The sequence below is a fragment of the Luteimonas aestuarii genome (genome assembly GCF_004357985.1).
In the GTDB taxonomy this organism is placed as follows: Bacteria; Pseudomonadota; Gammaproteobacteria; order Xanthomonadales; family Xanthomonadaceae; genus Luteimonas; species Luteimonas aestuarii.
Genome location: NZ_SMTF01000019.1, coordinates 1 through 20,083 on the forward strand (window position 1 = coordinate 1; position 20,083 = coordinate 20,083).

At 68.7% G+C, this 20,083-nt stretch carries 17 protein-coding genes; 3 read left to right on the forward strand and 14 right to left on the reverse strand.

Features of this window, described 5'->3' with window-relative positions:
* The 5 genes from E2F46_RS15820 to pilG all read right to left on the reverse strand — a co-directional run.
* Nucleotides 1-3,203 (reverse strand): Hpt domain-containing protein (locus E2F46_RS15820; protein ID WP_207949619.1); only part of this gene is annotated, 3,203 nt, incomplete at its 3' end.
* 79 nt (nt 3,204-3,282) lie between these two features.
* Nucleotides 3,283-5,304 carry a methyl-accepting chemotaxis protein gene (locus E2F46_RS15825; protein ID WP_133323554.1) on the reverse strand — a complete coding sequence of 674 codons (2,022 nt, stop codon included), beginning with the start codon at nt 5,302-5,304 and terminating at the stop codon, nt 3,283-3,285.
* A gap of 44 nt (nt 5,305-5,348) precedes the next feature.
* Nucleotides 5,349-5,894 (reverse strand): chemotaxis protein CheW, encoded by a 546-nt coding sequence (locus E2F46_RS15830; protein WP_133323555.1) that lies wholly within the window; start codon nt 5,892-5,894, stop codon nt 5,349-5,351.
* Nucleotides 5,894-6,259, reverse strand: coding sequence for a response regulator (locus E2F46_RS15835; RefSeq protein WP_133323556.1), 366 nt, complete (start codon nt 6,257-6,259; stop codon nt 5,894-5,896). The genes E2F46_RS15830 and E2F46_RS15835 overlap by 1 nt, the downstream gene beginning before the upstream one ends.
* Nucleotides 6,260-6,275: 16 nt before the next feature.
* The gene (pilG, locus tag E2F46_RS15840; protein ID WP_133323557.1) at nt 6,276-6,680 is read right to left on the reverse strand and encodes a twitching motility response regulator PilG; all 405 of its coding nucleotides are present in this window, start codon (nt 6,678-6,680) and stop codon (nt 6,276-6,278) included.
* Between the two features lie 182 nt (nt 6,681-6,862).
* Here pilG and gshB point away from each other — a divergent pair, with 182 nt between their 5' ends.
* The 3 genes from gshB to E2F46_RS15855 all read left to right on the forward strand — a co-directional run bounded on the left by gshB (nt 6,863) and on the right by E2F46_RS15855 (nt 9,153).
* Nucleotides 6,863-7,810, forward strand: coding sequence for a glutathione synthase (gene gshB, locus E2F46_RS15845; RefSeq protein ID WP_133323558.1), 948 nt, complete (start codon nt 6,863-6,865; stop codon nt 7,808-7,810).
* Nucleotides 7,811-7,815: 5 nt separating this feature from the next.
* Complete coding sequence (locus tag E2F46_RS15850) at nt 7,816-8,694, forward strand: energy transducer TonB (RefSeq protein ID WP_133323559.1); 879 nt, start codon at nt 7,816-7,818, stop codon at nt 8,692-8,694.
* A gap of 222 nt (nt 8,695-8,916) precedes the next feature.
* Complete coding sequence (locus tag E2F46_RS15855; protein ID WP_133323560.1) at nt 8,917-9,153, forward strand: hypothetical protein; 237 nt, start codon at nt 8,917-8,919, stop codon at nt 9,151-9,153.
* Between the two features lie 298 nt (nt 9,154-9,451).
* Here the strand turns inward: E2F46_RS15855 and lepB are convergent, their stop codons facing one another.
* From lepB to E2F46_RS15900, 9 genes are all read right to left on the reverse strand, one after another.
* A complete protein-coding gene (lepB, locus tag E2F46_RS15860; protein WP_425599845.1) occupies nt 9,452-10,084 on the reverse strand; it encodes a signal peptidase I in 633 nt (210 codons plus the stop codon).
* Nucleotides 10,085-10,178: 94 nt separating this feature from the next.
* Entirely contained in the window at nt 10,179-10,874 is a 696-nt protein-coding gene (gene tsaB / locus E2F46_RS15865; protein WP_133323561.1) for a tRNA (adenosine(37)-N6)-threonylcarbamoyltransferase complex dimerization subunit type 1 TsaB, read from the reverse strand.
* Between the two features lie 20 nt (nt 10,875-10,894).
* The gene (locus tag E2F46_RS15870) at nt 10,895-11,296 is read right to left on the reverse strand and encodes a VOC family protein (RefSeq protein ID WP_133323562.1); all 402 of its coding nucleotides are present in this window, start codon (nt 11,294-11,296) and stop codon (nt 10,895-10,897) included.
* The gene (gene yoaA / locus E2F46_RS15875) at nt 11,296-13,275 is read right to left on the reverse strand and encodes a DNA repair helicase YoaA (protein WP_133323563.1); all 1,980 of its coding nucleotides are present in this window, start codon (nt 13,273-13,275) and stop codon (nt 11,296-11,298) included. The genes E2F46_RS15870 and yoaA overlap by 1 nt, the downstream gene beginning before the upstream one ends.
* Before the next feature lie 123 nt (nt 13,276-13,398).
* Nucleotides 13,399-13,935, reverse strand: a complete 537-nt coding sequence (locus E2F46_RS15880) for a hypothetical protein (RefSeq protein WP_133323564.1) — start codon at nt 13,933-13,935, stop codon at nt 13,399-13,401.
* Complete coding sequence (gene mrcB, locus E2F46_RS15885) at nt 13,932-16,349, reverse strand: penicillin-binding protein 1B (protein WP_207949620.1); 2,418 nt, start codon at nt 16,347-16,349, stop codon at nt 13,932-13,934. Before mrcB ends, E2F46_RS15880 begins: the two co-directional genes overlap by 4 nt.
* An 87-nt stretch (nt 16,350-16,436) precedes the next feature.
* Nucleotides 16,437-17,312 (reverse strand): glycosyltransferase family 2 protein, encoded by an 876-nt coding sequence (locus tag E2F46_RS15890; protein ID WP_243720478.1) that lies wholly within the window; start codon nt 17,310-17,312, stop codon nt 16,437-16,439.
* A gap of 50 nt (nt 17,313-17,362) precedes the next feature.
* Entirely contained in the window at nt 17,363-18,334 is a 972-nt protein-coding gene (locus tag E2F46_RS15895; protein WP_133323566.1) for a glycosyltransferase family 2 protein, read from the reverse strand.
* 145 nt (nt 18,335-18,479) lie between these two features.
* The gene (locus tag E2F46_RS15900) at nt 18,480-20,066 is read right to left on the reverse strand and encodes a tetratricopeptide repeat protein (RefSeq protein ID WP_133323567.1); all 1,587 of its coding nucleotides are present in this window, start codon (nt 20,064-20,066) and stop codon (nt 18,480-18,482) included.
* Nucleotides 20,067-20,083: the final 17 nt, after the last annotated feature.

Here is a 20,083-nt window from a genome sequence, read left to right on the forward strand (position 1 = left end):
CGTTCGGCCTCGACGCGTTCGGCCTCGACGCGTTCGGCCTCGGCAGCCTCTGCCTCCTGACGCTCGAGCGCGAGCAGCTCGGCCTCAAGTTGCGCCAGTTCGAGGCGCTCGGCTTCAGCCGCTGCTTCGCTGGCCTTGACAGCCGAGAGACGTTCCGCTTCAAGCCTTTCGTTCTCGAGGCGGAGCATGTCTTCATGCTCCTGCGCCCGCAATGCAGCGATTCGATCGGCCTCGGAAGGTTCGGCCTCGACCGAAGCCGTCACATCGTCATCCGTTATCGGGACATCCGTGTCGCGCCCGATCAGGTCGCCATAGGCGCTCAGATCGTCCGTAGTCAGGTCGTCTGTGGTCAGCGCCTCGGCGCCGCCCGGCGTGGCGATGCGTTCCTCGCCCACCTCGGCCAGCATGCCTGCTTCTTCGGCCATCGTCGCTGCAGGCTTGGCTTCCGGCAGGCTGTCGCGCAAGGCCACCAGGCGCGCAGCCAGCGCATCGCGCAGCGGCAGCGCCGGTGCCGGCGCATGCAACGCAACCACGGTGTCGCGCACCACGTCGGCCAGCTCGGCAATCGCCGCAACACCCTCGTCGCTGGCCGGCCCGGCCGACGCCAGCAGGCGACGCGCGTAGCTCTCCGATGGACCGAGGATGCCGTTGACGACCGGCACTTCGGTCATCGCGAATGCACCGTTCATGGTGTGCAGCGCGCGCAGCAACGGATCCGTGCCCAGGGCATCGCCAGCCTTCGCGCCGGCGACCCAGGCGTCGACGGTAGCGAGGTGGCCGGTCACCTCGGCATCGAGGATCTCCAGCAGCAGGGCATCGACCTTGGCCGGCACGGTTTCGACGGCCAAGGCGCCCGCAGCCCCCTGCCCACGCGCTGCAGGCGGTGCCGGCAGGCCGTCGTCGCCAGCGGCGATGCGATCGGCATCGACCTGCATCGCCTCAAGGTCGCTGGACACGCCACCGTTGCCGCGCAGTGCGGCAAGCAGCTCGGGCAGCGTGTAGAACGCCTGGTCGACCATGGCAACCACGGCAGCGCTGGCCGGACGGCTTCCGTCGAGCACGCGGTTGAGCATGCTCTCGATCTTCCAGCTGAACTCGCCCAGCATCCTGGCGCCGACCAGACGCCCACTTCCCTTGAGCGTGTGGAACACACGCCGGATCGGACGCAGGCGTTCAAGATCGTCTGGTTGCGCGCGCCAGTGCGGCAGCATGCGGTCGAGGTTGTCGATCTCTTCCGCGAATTCCTCCAGGAAGACTTCGCGGATCTCGTCGTCGATGTCGTCGCCCGTGTTCTCGAATCCACCCGCAGCCGTTCCGCCGACGGGGGCCGCGGCGCGAGGTTCGAAACTCGTTTCGATTGCCTCCGGCCCGGCGTCGGCGACAGGGCTTGCCGGCTCGGACCCCCGCGTCCCGGCCGCGATCGACGTGGCCTCGGGCTCGCCGGCGTCGGCGATCGACGCCAGTGCCGGCGCCTGTTCGAGCTGCGCCGGAGCCGGAGCCAATGCGGCTTCCGGCAACGGCCAGTAGCCCAGCGACTCCAGGCTGGCGCGGGTGATGTCCAGGATCTCGTTGCGGTTGGCGCGCTGTTCGCCCAATGCTTCGAGGTAATACTCGAGGCTGGCCAATGCATCGGCGAGGGTATCGAGCTGCCTCCCGTTCGGCACGCGTCGACGCGCGATCAGCTCGCTGCGTGCATAGCGCTCGACCCCGGTGACGTAATCGGCGGGCAGCTGCAGTTCCAGCATGCGCAGCGCACCCGAGACTTCCTGCAGCAGGCGAGGCACTTCGACCAGCTCGTCATGGCTCCAGCTGGTTTCGACGAACGCCACCAGCGCCTGGCGTGCGTCGGAGAAATTGGCGATGGCTTCGCGGACGATGGTCTCGACCACCTTGTGCGCCTCGCCCGAGAACAAGTCGTCCTTTTCGCCTCCTTCGACATCGCCGCCGCCCAGGCGCGCGACCTGGTCGTCGAGCGTGGCATCGACGTACAACAGGGCACCGGCCACGTCGAGCAAGGCATCTTCGTCGGCGGGCAGGTCGCGATTGACGATGCCGTGCATGGCATCGCGCTGCTGCTGTACCACGTTGCGCGCCACGCCAAGGCCGAGCATGCCGAGGGTATCGGCGACGCGGGCCAGCGCCTCGATCTGGGGCTGCAGCGCGGACACATCGTCGGCACCGGTGCGCAGGTGCAGGTCCAGCGCATCCTTGACCCGCAGCAGGTCTTCCTTCACTGCGGCGGACACCGTGTCCAGCAACGCTCGGTTTCGACCGGTCAGGCTGCCACGTGCGTGGTCGAGCTCGGATTCGCTCGGGGCTTCGATCGCCAGGTCGAAGGTGTCACGCAATTCGGCCAGCGCCGGATGGTCTCCTTCGTGGTGGGCGACGTGATAGAGCAACTGGCGCGTGGGCTCAAGCGCGGACTCGCTGCGCGGCATCCCGAAGCCATCCTCGAATGCGCGGCGCGATTCGCGCTCTACGCCGGCGAACACATCGCGCAGGGCTGCGGACGGCGGCATTGCGCCATCGGCCATCGCCCGCAGGACGCGCGAAGACACCCACAGCATGCGCCGAGTCGGGACCGGCTGCACGTGCGGCAGCAGGTCGTCGATGGCGTCGGCCAACAGTGGCGGCGGCGGATTCGATGCGTCGCTCCAAACCTGGATGGCTTCGCGCAGTTTCGACAGCCGCGGCATGGCCTCGTCATGGCGCGACGGGCCATTCGCGGCGACCGCAGGCGGCACCGAAGCCGGCAGCGGTCGCTCGAGATCCGGCGCGAACAGCACGCTTTCGCTCAGGCCGCCTTCGTCCCGCGCCGCGCGCAGCTCGTTGAGCAGCGGCAGCAGCACGATGGGAATGTCCTTGTGGCCGCTCTGCAACCGCTCCAGGTAGTCGGGCAACAGCACGACGCCGCGCATCAGTGCCGCGCACGCAGCGTCCCTATCGTGCGCGCGCCCGTCCTGCAGCGCTTGCGCCAGCAGTTCCATTTCCTCGGCCACCATCGCAGGCGCGTACAGCTCCACCATGCGCAGCGTGCCCTGCACCTGGTGCAGGAAGCTCGCGCAGAAGCGCATGTGGCTGGGGTCGGCGGGATCGTCGACGTACGCTTCCAGCTCGAGTTTCGCCTGGCGCAGTGTTTCGTCGAGCTCGGGTTTCACCCAGCCCAGTGCGGTGTGTTCGATGGCTTCGCGCAACGCAGTCATCGCGCACCCCCCATCGGGAGGGCACGCGCCTGTTGGCGGCCGGCGACGATCCGATTCATCAACGCTCCCGTCCGCGCGATCAGGCCGGCAGCTTGAAGTCGGCGACCGATCGACGCAGGTCCGCCGCCAGTTGCGCCAGGTTGCCGATCGACTCGGCGGTCTGGTTCGCGCCCTGCGAGGTCTGCGAGGTGATCTGCTGGATCGTGTTCATCGTCTGGGTGATGTTGGCCGCGGCGCCGGACTGCTGCTGCGCCGCGGTGGAGATGCCCTGGATGAGGCCCGACAGGTCGGACGACACCTTTTCGATCTCGCCCAGTGCGGTACCGGCGTCTTCGGCCAGTCGTGCACCCGCGACCACTTCCGAGGTCGTCTGTTCCATCGAGCTGACCGCTTCGTTGGTGTCGGACTGAATCGTCTGCACCAGCGTCTCGATGCGCTTGGTCGCGTTGGACGCGCGTTCGGCGAGCCGCTGCACTTCGTCGGCCACCACCGCGAACCCGCGGCCGGCTTCACCGGCGGATGCCGCCTGGATGGCGGCGTTCAGCGCCAGGATGTTGGTCTGCTCGGAGATGTCGTTGATCAGTTCCACGATCGAGCCGATTTCCTGCGAGCTTTCGCCCAGCCGCTTGATGCGCTTGGAGGTTTCCTGGATCTGGTCGCGGATCGAGTCCATGCCGGCGATCGTCTCGCGCACCACGCCCGCGCCCTTGGTCGCGATCTGCACCGAGCGTTGCGCCACGTCGGCCGATTCCGCGGAGTTCTTCGACACCTGGTCGATGCTGGCGGCGATTTCGTTGATGCGATCGGACGCGGAGTTGATTTCCTGCGCCTGGTGTTCCGCGGCCTCGGCCAGGTGCATGGCGGTGGCCTGCGTTTCCTGCGCGCTGGACGCCACCTGCACCGAGGTGTCGTTGATCGTCTGCACCAGGCTGCGCAGCTGTTCGACGGCGAAGTTGATCGAGTCGGCGATGGCGCCGGTCATGTCCTCGGTCACCGTGGCCTTCACCGTCAGGTCGCCTTCTGCCAGCGATCCCATTTCGTCCAGCAGGCGCATGATCGCCTCCTGGTTGCGGTTGTTGAGTTCCATCGTGCTTTCGAACCGCTCGCGCTGCGCGCGGTTCAACGACCACAGCAGGCCACCGATGGCGAGGATGGCCAGCAGGCCGCTGACGATCGAGATCCAGATGTTGCCGAGGATGCTGGTGTCCTTCAGCGAGCCGAAGGCGGTGAACGCGGAGAACAGGCTCTGGCTGTCGGACAGCAGCTTGTCGGAACCATCGGTCAACGAGGCCGCCGAGGCCTGCGCGCGGAACAGTTCGCCGGAACTGGCGAGGATGGCATCCAGGTCCGCTTTCATCGCCTCCCATTGCGTCGTGGCCTGGCCGAGCGCCGCGACGGCACCGCTGTTGCCCAGTGGCTGCACGTTCATCGCCTCGTCGCCCGAGCGCAGGCCCGCAAGCACCTGCTCGAACACGCCGGCGTCGCGTGCCAGCGCGTCGCCGGAGATCGTCGCGCCGGCACCACCGGCCTGGATCTCGGTCACGCGGCGCGCCATGTTGCCGGCCAGCACCACCTGGCGCAGCGCGATGTAGATCTGCGAGGCTGGCGAACCGCTGGCCGACATCGCGCGCACCACTTCGTCCAGCTGCGCCTGCAGTTGCGGCACGCTCTGCGCGAAACGGTTGGCGTTGCCCGCCAGGCCCAGCACCGCCTCTTCGCTGGCGATCAGCTGGTTGGCATTCTCGGCCAACGGTGCCCAGGTCTGGGTGACCGTAGCGATGGGGCCGGAGACGTCGGGCGCGTCGCCGAAGTTGGCGTTGAGCTGCTGTACGTCGCCATCGATCTGCGCCTTGGTCTGGCGGAATGCCGCGAACGCCTCGGCGTTGCCGGCCACGGCCTCGCGGCCCTGGTTGGCCAGCCGCTGCGAGTTCACCTGCAGGCTGGAGGCCGCGGTACTGGCGCCGCCCAGGCGCGCCGCCTTCCAGCCGGCATACCCGGTATTGGCGCCGAAGATCACCAGCAGGGTGACCAGCACGACCACCCAGAAGTTGGTGCCGAGGGTACGACCCCTGCCGGCGATGCTGTCGATGACGGTGCTCATGGTGTTCCCCTGTCCTGCAGTTCTTATTTATGTACGTTGGCGGCTCAGGCCGCGGCTTGTCGGAATTCCGGCGTCCGGCTCAACTTGTCCAGGCTGAACACCCCCCAGGTGTCTTCGCCCAGCCGGTACGCCCTGTCCACGAGGTGTGCGTAGCGGCCTTCGGCCACGTCCTCGCCAGTGGTCTCTTGTGCTTCATGGAAACTGCGCTGGCCATACAGCTGGTCGATGGTGACCGCGACGTCGCCATCGGGCTGGCGAACGATCAGCACGCGCTGCCCCTCGTGCAGGACAGTGCGCTCGCCCTCGAGGAACTGCTTCAGGTCCACGATCGGCAGCAGGTTGCCGCGGATATTGGCCACGCCCAGCATCCACGGCTGGGCTCCGGGCACCGGCGTGACCTGTGGCATCGGCAAGATCTCGACCACCTCGTCGAACGACGACGCCAGCCGCCGCTTGCCGATGCGATAACCCACGCCACGCCACAGCCCCGGTGCGTCCAGCTGCTCCGGCAGGCCCGCGACATGCGCCAGGCTGCGCCGTTCGTAGTCGACCAGCAGTTCGAACGGCGTCAGTGGCGCAGGCTTCGCCATCACGCCCCCAGCAGCTGGTTGATCTGGTCGATCAGGTCGCCCTCGCTGGGCGGCTTGACCAGGTAACCCTTCGCGCCCTGGCGCATGCCCCAGGCGCGGTCGGTGTCCATGCCCTTGGTGCTGACGATGACCACCGGGATTTCCTTGGTATCGCTGTCGCGCGACAGCGCACGCGTGGCCTGGAACCCGTTCATGCCAGGCAACACGACGTCCATCAGCACCAGGTCGGGGCGCTCGCGCTTGCACGCCTCGATGCCGTCCTCGGCGCTGGCCGACGACAGCACGATGTGGCCGTTGCGCTCCAGCACCTGGGTGAGCACGGCGGTGTCGGTGGGGGAATCCTCGATCAGCAGGATGCGGGCCATGGATGCGGGTTCCCGGTCAGGCGTTGTTGACGTGCGTGCGGATCGCGTCGAGGAGCTCCTCGCGCGTGAACGGCTTGGTGACGTACTGCTCGGAGCCGACGATGCGCCCGCGGGCCTTGTCGAACAGCCCGTCCTTGGACGACAGCATGATCACCGGCGTGTGCTTGAACACCTGGTTGTTCTTGATCAGCGCGCAGGTCTGGTAGCCGTCCAGGCGCGGCATCATGATGTCGACGAAGATGATCTGCGGGCGCTGGTCGGCGATCTTGGCCAGCGCTTCGAACCCGTCGGTCGCGGTCACGACCTCGGCGCCCTCGCGCTTGAGCAGGGTTTCGGCCGTGCGCCGGATGGTCTTCGAATCGTCGATGACCATGACCCGCAGCCCATTGAGGCTACCGGCGCGAACTTCGTCTTGCGTCATTTGTCTTTCCCCCGGGCGTGGCGCTCGTCACTGCCGGCGCCACTGCAACCGCCGTTATACCCCAGCCCGCCGCAACACTGTCAAGCGGCCTTTAGGAAGACTGCGCAAGCCGTCGAATTTGCGGGATTCGGGGTGTGTCCCGGACTGATAACATTTGTCGCAAAGTGCCGCAGGTGGTTCAAATGCCGTTCGATGTCATCGTGGTGATGGACCCGATCGGGTCGATCAAGATCGCCAAGGATTCCACCTTCGCCATGCTGCTGGAGGCCCAGCGCCGCGGCCATCGCCTGCATTACGTGATGCCGGGGGGATTGGGCATGCGCGATGGCGAAGCGATCGCGTTGATCGCCCCACTCTCCGTCCGCGACGACCCTGCGGGCTGGTTCGAACTGGGACAGGCGTCACAGCGTGCGCTGGGCCGTGGCGACGTGGTGCTGATGCGCAAGGACCCGCCGGTCGACCCCGACTACGTGCACGACACCCTGGTCCTCGACATCGCGCACCGCCAGGGCGCGCAGGTGGTCAACGCGCCGCAGGGGCTGCGCGACCTCAACGAGAAGCTGGCGGCGCTGGCGTTCCCGGAGTGCTGCCCGCCAACCGTGGTCAGCCGCCATGCGCCGACGCTGAAGGCCTTCGTCGCCGAGCACGGCGAGGCGGTGCTGAAGCCGCTGGACGGCATGGGCGGGCGTTCCATCTTCCGCGCGCGGGCGGGCGAGGCGAACCTCAACGTCATCCTCGAGACGCTCACCGATGGCGGCCGCCACCTTGCGATGGCGCAGCGCTACCTGCCGGAGATCGTCGATGGCGACAAGCGCATCCTGCTGATCGACGGCAAGCCCGTGGACTACTGCCTGGCACGTATCCCGCAGGGCGACGAGTTCCGCGGCAACCTCGCCGCCGGCGGCCGCGGCGAAGGCCGCCCACTGACCGACCGGGACCGCTGGATCGCCGCGCAGGTGGGGCCGGAAATGAGGCGCCGGGGCATGCGTTTCGTCGGGCTGGACGTGATCGGCGACTGGCTGACCGAGGTCAATGTCACCAGCCCCACCTGCATCCGCGAGCTCGACGCGCAGTTCAGCATCAACATCGCCGGGCTGCTGTTCGACGCCATCGAATCCGGCGACGCCTGAGCCGCATGCCGGTCGCCACCCCGCCTCCGCCGCCGCGTATCGGCGAACGCGAACGCCTCAGCGCGACGATGGTGCTGTCGCTGCTGCTGCACGGCATGCTGGTGCTTGGAGTGGGCTTCGTGCTGGACGATGCCGCGCCGGTGATGCCGACGCTGGACGTGATCCTCACCGAGACCACCAGCCCGCTGACCCAGGCACAGGCCGACTTCCTCGCCCAGGCGAGCAACCAGGGCGGTGGCGAACACGACCACACCACCCGGCCGCGCGACGCGCAGGTCGGGCACGACCCGCAACCCGAGCCGGGCGTGTCCCCGATCCAGCTGCGCGCACAGTCACCCGATGCCACGCCCCCCCCGGAGGCGCGCGTGGTCTCCAGCACGCGCGCCACCGACGCCATGCCGATGCCGGATGCCACGCCGCAGGCGGACGACACGCCGCTGCCACGGGGGTCGGAGAAGATCGAGCGCGACCTGGAGATGGCACGGCTGGCGGCCGAAATCCATCTTCGCTCCGAACGTTACGCGCAGCGACCGAAGCGCAAGTTCGTCTCGGCCAGCACGCAGGAATACGCCTATGCCACCTACCTGCGCACCTGGGTGGATCGCGTTCAGCGCGTGGGCAACCTCAACTACCCCGACGAAGCACGCCGCAGGCAACTGTCCGGCGAACTGGTGATCAGCATCGCGATCCGTCGCGATGGTTCGGTCGAGCGTGCGGAGATCCTGAAGTCCAGCGGCACGCGGCTGCTGGACGACGCCGCACTGCGGATCGCGCGACTGGCCGAACCGTATCCGCCGCTGCCGCGCACCGACGAGAACATCGACGTGCTGCACGTGACCCGGACGTGGCAGTTCCTGCCGGGCGGGACGATGCTGGACGATTGATTTCCACGAATCAGGCAATGGACTGGAACCATTCCGCGCCTGGTCTTGTTGGAGATTGAACGCAAAGGCTTCAGCCTTCGGCGGGTTACTTTTCTTTGCTGGCCCACTGTACGCACATCGTGCGTACGAACGGCGAAGCCGGCCCGAAGGGCGAGCGCCATAGGCGCGAGTCAAAAGAAACGAACCAAAGAAAAAAAGGCCTTCCCCCGACGGAGCTAATGATTGGCAGAAGAGCGCGTTGGGATTCTCCGGCTCGCCGTAAAGCAGTTCTTCGGTCGTGTTGATCGTTTCACGCGTGGCGACGCGTTCATCGGCGTTGCGCTGGAAGATAACGTTTGGCGCGGCTCGGTCGGAAAACGCCGCACATCCTGTGCGGCGCCTTACGGGTCTGGAAAGTGCCCGGGCAGCTCGATGAAAGGGGCAGAGCGTCAGCCTTTGATCTTCGTGACGAAGCATTGATGCTTGCAGACCCGGAGGGCGTCCGGCATGGATGCCGGACGTTTTTCGACAGGACATGGATGTCCTGTCGAAAAATCCCGTCGAACCCGGCCAGAAACGTTAGCTCTGTCGGGGAGGGCCTTTTTTCTTTGGTTCGTTTCTTTTTGGGCCAGCAAAAAGAAATGAACCCGCCCGTTCACGGGCGGAATGCTCTTGCTTTCTTAGCCGTCCTCGGAAAACGTCATTCGTTCACCCATCTAGGAATACAAACCGCGAAAACGGACATTCGCAATCTCAGTCAAGCATGACAACGCCCCTACTACAGGCGTTTCCAGACCGGCCCCTCGCCCCGCCGCCAATACACCCCCACCGCCTTGGCATATAGCGCATCCGCAGGCACCAGCCCGAAGTAGCGCCCGTCCACGCTGTTGCCGCGATGGTCGCCCAGCACCAGCACCTGCCCCTCGGGAATCGTGAGGGGCACGATGTCCGGCCCGCCGCCATGCGCGAGATCGAGTTGCACGACACGGCCACCCACGCGCTCCGCATCGCCATCGCCGATCACCTGCAACGGTCTGCCATCGATCCACAACCGCCCTTGCTGCAGGGCCACCGTCTGCCCCTCCACCGCCACCACGCGCTTGATCAGGCGCGTGCCATCGCCAGGCGACTTGAACACCACCACGTCGCCCGGTGCCGGCGCACCGCGTGCAAGCACTTCGATCCCGGTGAACGGCAGGCGCAGGCCATAGGCACTCATGTCGACGACGACGCGGTCGCCGGGCTGCAGCGTCGGCTGCATCGAGCCGCTGGGTACCTGGTAATGGTTGGCGAACGACGAGCGCGCCACCATCATCAGCAGGATCAGCAGCAGCAAGGGGCCGTGCTCGCGCAGCATGCGCATCGGCCAGCGCCCGGCGGCGACGCGATCTGGCGATTCGTTCTTCGGCATCGGCTTCATCCGGGAAGGACCGGGACTGCTGACCGCCGATGGAGACCAAGGTTCAACGCGCGATCGCCCCGCGGCGGCGCGCCATTGCTTCGTCTCAACGCGCCGCGCGCAAGGCCGCCTGCTGTTCCAGCGTCAGCGCCACGTTGTCGCGCAGGTAGGCCGGCTCCAGGCGCTCGGGCGCCACGGCTTCGCCACGCGCGAAGGCCGCCGAGGCCAGGTGCGCAAGGTGGGAGGCCCGCGGCAATGCGGTGGCCTGCACGCTGGCCAGCCGCGGCGCGAGCGCATCGCGCAATGCACCCTCGACTGCCCCGAATCCGGTGCCCACGCCATGCCAGCCGGGGTCGTCGCCGGGGAGTACGCCGGCATCCGGAGGCGACACGCTTTCGGGCCCCATGGTGGCCACGCCTTCGCCATCGCGGGAAAACAGGCCGGCATAGACCTCGCCCATGCGCGCGTCGATCGCCGCCAGCACCTTGCCGGCAGGCGCGTGCATCGCCAGCACCGCCAGCGTGGACACCGGCACTACCGGCCGGTCCAGCGCCAGCGCGATGCCCTGTGCCAGCGCGATCGCCAGCCGCACGCCGGTGAACGCGCCGGGCCCCCGGCCAACCGCGATGGCGTCGAGCTGCGCCCGGGCGATGCCGGCGTCGGCCAGCAACGCCTCGGCCCAGGGCAAGGCGAGTTCGGCGTGGCGACGCGGCGCCACCTCAAACCGTTCATGGACCTCACCATCGATCCAGACGGCGACGGAACAGGCTTCGGTGGCGGTTTCGAAGGCGAGCAGTTTCATGATCGGGTCCCGCTCTGCGCTCAGCCGCCCTGGCCGGCCGCCGGCTCCCAGAGTTCCACCAGTCCGCCCTCCGGATCGAGCACGTAGCCGAACTTGCCCTGCTCGCTTTCCTCGTAGCGCTCCAGCACCTCGCATCCTTCGGCGCGCAGGCCGGCAAGCGTCGCGGCAAGGTCGTCGACACGGAGGTTGAGCATGTAATCCTTGCTCCCGGGCCTGAAATACTCGGTCGTGGCGCTGAACGGCGACCAGACCGTACAGGCCTCGCCGCCGGTGTCGGCGCGCTTCCAGGGCAGGATCGCCCCACCCCACTCCTGGACCTCCAGCCCGAGATGGCGTCCATACCAGTCGGAGAGTGCCTTGGGATCATCGGCCTTGAAGAACACGCCGCCAATGCCGTGCACACGCGGTTTGCCGGTTGCCATCACACTGCCCCTTCGCGGTTTCGGTCGCTGCATTCTGGCGCAAAGAACGCCTCGACGTCGCGCACGTCGCGCGTCACCGCGAACGGCGGCAGCGAATCCATGAACACCTGGCCATAGGTTTTCTGCGTCAATCGCGGGTCGCACAACACCAGCACGCCGCGGTCGGTCTCGGTGCGGATCAGGCGGCCGACGCCCTGCTTGAGGGCGATCACCGCCTGCGGCAGCTGCTCGTCGCGGAACGGGTTGCCACCCGCGCGCCGCACTGCGTCCAGTCGCGCTTCGAACACCGGGTCGTCGGGCGCGGCGAAGGGCAGCTTGTCGATCACCACCACGCTCAACGCGCCGCCGGCCACGTCCACGCCTTCGCGGAAGCTCGCCGCACCCAGCAGCACGCCGTTGCCGGACTCGCGGAACCGCTGCAGCAGCACCTGCCGCGGCGCCTCGCCTTGGACGTACAGCGGCCACGGCGCGCCTTCGTCGCGCAGCAGGGCCGCGGCTTCGCGCAGCGCACGATGCGAGGCGAACAGGATGAAGGCGCGGCCCGCAGAGGCTTCCAGCACGGGCCGCAGCGTGTCCACCACCACCTGCGTGTAGTCGCGCGACGACGGTTGCGGCATTCGCTGCGGCAACAGGCACAGCGCCTGCCTGGGCCAATCGAAGGGACTGGGCGCAAGCAGTGTCGCCGGCTGGTCCAGGCCCAGCCGCTCGACGATATGGTCGAAGCGGCCGTCCACCGCAAGCGTCGCCGAGGTGAACACCCATGCCGCGTGCGAGCGTTCGCGATGCGCGCGCAGCGGAGCGGACACATCGAGCGGCGTGCGCTGGAAGCGGAACCCGCGCGGGGTCAGTTCGTACCAGCGCACATCGTCGTCGGCGGCTTCGAACTCGCCATCGAAGTCGCGCTCGGCACGCCAGCGTGCCAGCCGCGACAGGAACTCCTGCGCACGTGCATGGCAGGCATCGAATCCCGGCGCGGTCTCGCGCAGCGGCGCGCAGGCATCGCGCAGGCGCTGCAGGGCATCGGCCAGCACATGCAGAGCGTCGTCGATCCCCCGCCCGTGCAACGCGCGCTGCTGCGTGCCGCGCAAGGGCAAGCCTTCCATCGCCGCCCGCAACGCGCGCGTGGCGTGCTCCAGCCCGCGCGCAGGCTCCTGCACCATGGCCAACGCACCCTGCACGTCCTTGCATTCGCCCAGCGCGTCGCGCGCCAGCTCCACCAGCGGCCGCGCCGACAAGCCTTCGCCGAAGAACTGCGCCGCGAGTTCCGGCAGCTGGTGGGCCTCGTCGATGATGAAGGCCTGCGCGCCCGGCAGGATTTCACCGAAGCCTTCCTGCTTCAACGCCATGTCGGCCAGCAACAGGTGGTGGTTGACCACCACCACGTCGGCCGACTGCGCACGCTGCCGCGCCTGCACCACGAAGCATTCGTTCCAGGACGGGCATTCGCTGCCCAGGCAGTTCTCGGCCGTGGAGGTGACCATCGGCAGCAGCGGGGATTCTTCCGGCAGCGCGTCGATCTCGGCCAGGTCGCCCATTTTCGTGCGCCCGCTCCACGCCACCACGCGCTGGAACTGCGCGATCTGCTCGCGCGAGCTGAAGCGTGGCTCGCCCTTCGCACGCTCGAGCCGGTAGCGGCACAGGTAGTTGGCGCGGCCCTTCAGCAGTGCAGTCTTGATCCCGGTTCCCAGCGCATCGCGCACGCGCGGCAGGTCGCGATGGAACAACTGGTCCTGCAGCGCGCGGGTTCCGGTGGACACGATGGCCTTGGCACCGGACCGCAGTACCGGCACCAGGTAGGCGAACGTCTTGCCGGTGCCGGTACCGGCCTCGGCGACCAGCGTGCCCCGCTGCGACAGGGCGTCGGCCACCGCCGTCGCCAGCTGTTGCTGCGCCTCACGCGGCTTGAATCCGGGCAGCGCCTGCGCCAGCGCGCCCCCCTCGCCGAGGGCGGCAATACTGTCGGCGGAAAGCTCATCCATGGCGGAACGCGCGTCCATCATCGTGGGACATCGCCCCGGGCCTGCCATTGTAGGAGCGCCGCATCGGCGCGACAGGCACCGAACCGGCGACGCCGATCCGCGAGCCGCCCCTCGTTCGACTCCTCAGAACCGCTCAGGCCCGGCGACCTTGCAGCCCTCGACCTGCGCGCGCGCCGACGTTGCGCCCTCGGCATCGCCCGCCAGCAGCCGCACCTGTTCGATGGTGGCCCAGTGGCGGCGGCACAGTGGCCCGACCTGTGCCCCCAGCGCGAAGGCGCGTTCGGCCAGCGCGCCAGCGCCGTCGAAATCGCGCAGCAGGATCGCCGCTTCGGCACGCTCCTGCAGCAGCGCCGGATCGCCGGGCACGATCTCCAGCGCCTGGTCCAACGCTTCCGCGGCGTCTTCGTGCGCGCCCTGCGCATGGAGGCGTTCGGCCTGCTCACGCAGGTCGTCGACCATCGGGTCGCGCAGCGGCTGCACGGCCAGTTCGCCTTCGCCGTCGCCGGCCATGGCGCGGATCTTCGCGACCATCTGGTCCGGTGTGTCGGTCGTCAGCGGCTCGGCCACGGGGTCGGGTGCCACCGGGCCGGTACCGCAGGCCGCCAGCAGCAGGCAGGACGCGGCAGCGGCGGAAGCAACCGCGTGCTGGAGAGGGGTCAAGGCGTAGGCTCCTCGGTCACGGGGGCAGGTTGCGGGGCTTCGTCGCGACGGCCAAGGCCGAACCACTCGCGCCAGCCGCGACGCTCCTGGCCCTCGCCCTCGCCCTCGCCCTCGAACAGGCCCGGCATAGCTTGCACGCAGGACTGGTAAGGCGGCGCGAAACCGTTGACGAACGCGAACCGGCGCGCCCCCGGGCAACTGGCATCGGTGGCATTGGACTGCGCCACCCATTGCCAGTCCAGCCCGGCATCGCCGACGCGCAGCGGTGCGCTGGGCAGGCGCGAGAACATGCCCGACCACACCCGCATCGCACCGGTGGCGCCGTACAGGCCGGTCATCTCGTTCTGGTCGTTGCCCACCCAGGCCACGGCCAGGTGGTCGCCGGTCCAGCCAGCGAACCAGCTGTCGCGGCCATCGTTGCTGGTCCCCGTCTTGCCAGCGGCGTTGAGGCGACCCAGGCCATCATTGACCAGTTGCCGACCCGTGCCCGAAGTCACCGCATGTTGCAGCGCCAACGTGACCAGGCGCGCGGCGATGGCATCGCCTTCGGTCGCCGGGGCCGGCTTCTTGTCGTAACGGTTGACGGCGCGTCCTTCCGTGTCGAGCACGCCGCGCACGGCGTGCAGAGGCTGGATCTCGCCGCCGGATGCCAGGAACTGGTAGAGCTGCGCCATCGCATAGGGGCTCTGGTCCAGCGACCCCAGGATCAGCGAGGGATTGGGCTCGGCGCGCACGCCCGACAGCGTGTGCACCAGTTCGGCCAGGCGCCGCGGATCGACCTGCATGCCCACGCGCACCGTCGACTGGTTGTAGGACATCGCCAGCGCGTCCATCAGCCGCACGCTGCCGTGGCTGCGGCCATCGGAATTGCCCGGGTTCCAGCGCCGGCCATTGGCCAGCGTCACCGAGACCGGCGAATCGTCCACCCAGGTCGCCAGCGAATATTCCGTCGGCCGCGCCAGCGCCAGCAGGTAGACGAAAGGCTTGAGCAACGAACCCACCGGTCGCTGCGCTTCCACGGCACGGTTGAAGCCGTGCACGGTCGGCTGCCCACTGCCGACCACGGCCACCACCACGCCGTCGTGCACGTCGGTCACCACCACGCCGGCCTGCAGCGGCGGACGCTTCGCGGTCTCCAGCGACTTCAACGTAGCGACCACCGAGGCTTCGGCATAGGCCTGCGCCGAGGGCGACATGCCGGTCATCACGCTCAGTCCCGCGCCCTGCAATTCATTCGCGGGGAAATCGCGCGCCAGCTGCCGGCGCACGAGGTCGACGTAGGCCGGGAAACGGTTGGCGGCAATGCTACCCGGGGACGTGGTGATGCCGAGCGGCGCCTTCAGCGCGCGGTCGTGCTCGGCCTGGTCGATCAGCCCGGTCTGCAGCATGTTGGCCAGCACGAAATCGCGCCGTGCCTGCGCGCGCTCCGGGTGCCGCCGCGGGTCGTAGTAGGACGGTCCGCGGATGATGCCGACCAGCAGCGCGACATGATGCGTTTCCAGATCCTCGAGGCGACGCCCGAACCAGAACTCGGCACCGGCGGCGACGCCATGGATCGCCTGCGCCCCGCGCTGGCCGAGGTACACCTGGTTGAGGTAGGCCTCGAGGATCGTACCCTTGCCGTAACGCGCCTCGATGATCAGCGCGTACAGGATCTCGTTGAGCTTGCGGCTCCAGGTCACCTCGCGACCGATGCCCAGCAGGCCGCTGCGCGCCAGCTGCTGGGTGAGCGTGCTGGCGCCCTGGCGACGTTCGCCCGAACGCAGGTTCACCCAGGCCGCGCGCGCCATGCCGCTGAGGTCGATGCCGTGGTGGTGCGCGAAGTCGCGATCCTCGACCGCCTGCAGCGTGTCGGTGAACAATTGCGGCACGTCGTCGGCGCGGACCAGGCGGCGTTCCTCCTGGCGCTGGCCGTACAGCGTGGCGATGCGTGCCGCATCCAGCCGCACCGCACGCACCTCGCGCTTGCCGACGAGGTCGCGCACGGCGGTCACGCGACCACCCGAGACGACGACTTCAATGCGGCTGGGGCCCACCGCCCCGTCGATGTCGCGGAAGCCGCGGCTGGCGATGGTCCAGCGGCTGCCGTCGCGCACGTAGGTGCCGGCACGCACGCCGTCGCCCTCGTGGTAGGCGGCGGCATCGAGCTCGGTCTTCAGCGTCTGCGCATCCATCGCCAGGCCCGGCGCCAGCCGCAGTGGGCGTGCATAGACGCGGGTGGGCACCTGCCACTGCAGTTCGCCGAAACGCTCGCTGACCTGGTGGTTGAGGTACAGGACGTACGGGATCAGGAAGCCAAGGCCCAGCCCGACCACGGCCAGGCCCCAGGTGAGCAGCCGGCGCCGCCAGTCGGGCGCGACGGCGTCCGGGCCATCGTCGTCGATGTCGTCTTCGTCGTATTCGATGCGGGCCACGGCCGCCGGCTCCTGTTGGGTGGGTGGAGTCTAGCCAATGCCCCCGTCCGGCGGCCTGCCGCCATTCACCGGGCAGACAGCCGCGCGTTACGGGCGCGGACCGGAACGACCGACCAAGCCGTCGCGAATGCCGTGCAGCATCGCACGGGCGTTTTCACCGCGCGGCGGGATGAGCAGAGCCATCCGCATGAACTTGCCCGCCAGCCGGGGCAGGTCCTGCGCCACCCATTTGGCAGGCGTATGCGGACGGCGATAAAGCAACAGGCGGTTTCGGGTCAGGTAGTACAGCCGCAGCGGGCTGTGGATGAACACCCCGCGCCGGCGGAAGCGCGACGGGCGCAAGGCATCACCGATGCTGTGCTGCATGCGCGCATCGCAGACACCGTACAGCTGGTAGCCAAGGTGGCGCGCCCGGAAGCTCCAGTCCATGTCCACGTTGTCGATGAACAGCGCCTCGTCCATCGCGCCCACGTCATCGATGACGTCCAGCGGGACCAGCGAACCGGAACTGATCAGGAAATCGCACCGAACGCGTTCGCCGGGGCCACCAGGCAACTTGCGGTTGAACGGAAACCCGATGCGCACGAAGGGGCCGACCACGCCATTGCGGGGATCGACGAACTGCGCCCCCACAGCCGCCACCTTTTGCTGGCGCGACAGGCTTGCGAGACCGTCGAGCAAGGCCTCCACCATCGATGGCTCCGCCACGCTGTCCTGGTCGAGCAGCAGGACGTGACTGAAACCCGCCTCGCGTGCCGCGCCGATCCCGGCATTGAAGCCCGCGGCCAGGCCGAGGTTGCCGGGATTGCGCAGGACGCGACCACCGTCGGACGTCAATTCAGCAACCAGGGCCTCGAATGCATCGCAACGGGTGGCATTGTCGACCAGCACCAGCCCCCCGACCTGCCGGCTGATCGCGGCCACGGCGCGACGCAGAAGCGTCACGTCGGGTCGATGCGTCACGATCACCGCGCAGACTGAAACGGCGGACGTATGCCCCTGCGATGCCGGCGTCACTTCAGATCCACCACGTCGCTGGCGATGGAGCGCCAGCCCGATGAAAAGCGGTGGTAGCCCCCGGCGCGCGACTCGGCGAGCACGGCACGCAAGCGCGAGGCAAGCGTCGTTGGCAAGCCAGCGCGATATCGGGCATGGCCTATCCTGGCGAGGATCTCGTCGCGCCTGTCCTGCGGCAGGGGCAGGCCGGCGTCGTCGCAGCGCTGCAGGAAGAGCGTCAGCCGATCGGCGACATCCTGCATGAATACGCGCTTCGGACGATCGATGCCGGCCAGCTTTTCGCGCAATGTACGCCGCCGCATGCCGATCTGGTTGGCACCGTGCTGGCGGTAATCGATCGATGCCCATGGCAGGCAGTCCACCTCCCAGCCGAGCGATGTGCGCAGCGCCAGCCATTCATCGTGAACCCAGCCTTCCGCCACCGGCAAGGCCTCGTGCAGCGCTTCCCGCCGGATCGCCGCCGTCGCGCCAGTCACGGTGTTGCGGCGAAGCAGCACGTCGAAAGCGCGGCCCGCGTGCTCGGCGGCGATTTCCGCAGCCGTCATCTCAAGGGCCTCGAACAGTCCGCAACCCATGTCCTGGCCGTCGACATCGACCAGCCTTGCATCGGTATGCAGCAAGCCAAGCCGCGGGCGCCGCTCGAACTCGCCGCACATGCGCGCGATCTTGTCCGGGTGCCAGACGTCGTCCTGGTCGCACAGGAACACTACGTCGCCATCGGACCGGCGCAGGGTAGCGTCGAAGTTCGCGGCAAACCCGAGGTTCCGCGAATTGCGCCGGATGTCGACACGGATGCCGGTACCCGACTCGCCCGCAAACCGCTCCAGGATCTCGAGCGTGCCGTCGGTGGACCCATCGTCGCCGACCACCAGCGCATCAGGCCGTCGGCGTTGCGCGGCGAGGCTGTCGAGTTGCGCCTGCAGGAAGCGGGCACCGTTGTAGGTGCACAGGGCCACCGCAACACGCATCAACGGCCCCCTGCCCGGATTGCCACCTCGACGAACGAACGGCACAGGGACGGTGGCGGAAGTGTCCGGAGCCCGGCAATTGGCGCGGCATGGGGTGGCATCCGATCCATTCTAGGCGGACGGCCGGATGAACGCATCGCCTGACTCAACGCTGCGCGTTGCCAGCCGCCGTACGCAACCGCTCCGCGAACGGGTCGATCCCCGGCGTCGCCGGATCGATGGCCTGCGCAGCCTCCAGCGCCGCGCGCGCGGACTGCAGTTGGCCTCCGGCAAGCCGCTCGTCGCCAATCGCCAGCCAGCGTTGCGCCAGGCGACGACGGGCCTGGCTGAGGTTCGCATCGTCCTCGCCCAAGGCCTCGCGGACGTCCAGGCAGCCGCGTGCGCGGCCCAGGTCGTTGGCGCTGAGGCCGCTCTCGAAGCAGGCACGTGCCGTTGGCAGCAGCCGGCCGACTGCGCGGCGCACGCCGGCATCACCGGGGGCAAGCGCCTGCGCCGCGCGCAGCTTGTCGTAGGCGCTGTCGCCAGGCGGCGTAAGCAGGTCGCCGCGGGCCTCGGCGGCGCTGGCCTGCTGCAACAAGGCCTCCACGCGACGCGCGCGCTCCGCGGTGGGCATCGGCGCGCCCGTGCTGCGATGCGCCCGGCGGGAACGCTCCACCTGCGCGACGGCAGCACGCACGCCGCCGTTGTCCGGCGCCAGCGCCTGCGCTTCGCGCAAGGCGGCATCGGCTTCGGCGAAGCGGAAGTCGGCCGCATGGCGCCGCGCGCGCGCCGCGTGCGCCTCCGCCGCACGCTGCAGGCCGGCGAGTGCATCGCCATCGTTCGCGTCGTACTGGAGCAGCATCTGCCAGGCCGCGACCGCCTGCTCGATGCGGCCGCGCGACAGGTCGGCATCGGCGCGGCGTCTCAGCGCTTCCAGTTCCTCGACCAGGCGGGCCTGCGTATCCGGCAGATCGACATGCCCGGCGTCGAATTGACGGGCGAGCGCGATGGCACTCGCGGCATCTGCGACCTCGCCGCGCCGCAGCGCATCCCGTGCGCCGTCGAGCACGACCCCGATGGCATCCTCTCGCCCCCGCAAGGCATCGGGATGACCCGGTTGCAGCGCCAGCACGCGTGCATACAGAGGCAGCGCGGCGTTTTCGCCTCCATGCAGGCGGCCGTCCATGCTCGACGCCTCGGCACGCGCCAGCAATCCGTCGATACCGGCATGGGCGGCTTCACGCTCGCGCAACAGGTCGGCCACGGCATCCGCATCCGCACGCGGCACGGCCAGCTCGCGCGCCAGCCTCAGCGCCGCGTGCGCATCGGCAAAGCGATCCTGCGCGATGGCGCCTCGGGCCATGACCAGTGCGGCATCGGCCACGCGCGCCAGGCCGGCGCGAGCTTCCGGACGGTCGGGATCGATCGCCACCGCGGCTTCGTACAGTTCGCGCGCACCGCTGCCATCGGCGTCGGTCAGCCTGCCTTCGGCCAACGCCTGCGCGGCCTGCCCGATCAATGCCTGGGCGCGCGTCTGCGGCATCAGCCGATCAGCCAGCATGCCGCGGAAGACGATCACGAGCACGGCGAGAAGCGCGAGTCCGGCCAGCAGCCACCACCGCCAGCGCCGCACCTGCCCATCGCCTGCCGGCCGTCGGTCAGGCCGATGGTCGTACAGGGGCACGCGGCTGCCATCGCCCAGGGTCGGTTCCTGTCGATACCTGCCCGGGTCGCGTTGGGATGGCGGGTTCACCGCGCCAGCATAAGCGC

What these genes read in the sequence shown, in the direction of transcription:
- pilG (WP_133323557.1), bottom strand. Translation starts at nt 6,680, where the DNA reads ATGACGCAAGACGAAGTTCGCGCCGGTAGCCTCAATGGGCTGCGGGTC.
- E2F46_RS15830 (WP_133323555.1), bottom strand. Translation starts at nt 5,894, where the DNA reads ATGGCGAAGCCTGCGCCACTGACGCCGTTCGAACTGCTGGTCGACTAC.
- E2F46_RS15870 (WP_133323562.1), bottom strand. Translation starts at nt 11,296, where the DNA reads ATGGCAACCGGCAAACCGCGTGTGCACGGCATTGGCGGCGTGTTCTTC.
- E2F46_RS15835 (WP_133323556.1), bottom strand. Translation starts at nt 6,259, where the DNA reads ATGGCCCGCATCCTGCTGATCGAGGATTCCCCCACCGACACCGCCGTG.
- E2F46_RS15895 (WP_133323566.1), bottom strand. Translation starts at nt 18,334, where the DNA reads ATGCGTGTTGCGGTGGCCCTGTGCACCTACAACGGTGCCCGCTTCCTG.
- tsaB (WP_133323561.1), bottom strand. Translation starts at nt 10,874, where the DNA reads ATGAAACTGCTCGCCTTCGAAACCGCCACCGAAGCCTGTTCCGTCGCC.
- E2F46_RS15825 (WP_133323554.1), bottom strand. Translation starts at nt 5,304, where the DNA reads ATGAGCACCGTCATCGACAGCATCGCCGGCAGGGGTCGTACCCTCGGC.
- E2F46_RS15850 (WP_133323559.1), top strand. Translation starts at nt 7,816, where the DNA reads ATGCCGGTCGCCACCCCGCCTCCGCCGCCGCGTATCGGCGAACGCGAA.
- gshB (WP_133323558.1), top strand. Translation starts at nt 6,863, where the DNA reads ATGCCGTTCGATGTCATCGTGGTGATGGACCCGATCGGGTCGATCAAG.
- yoaA (WP_133323563.1), bottom strand. Translation starts at nt 13,275, where the DNA reads ATGGATGAGCTTTCCGCCGACAGTATTGCCGCCCTCGGCGAGGGGGGC.
- lepB (WP_425599845.1), bottom strand. Translation starts at nt 10,084, where the DNA reads ATGCCGAAGAACGAATCGCCAGATCGCGTCGCCGCCGGGCGCTGGCCG.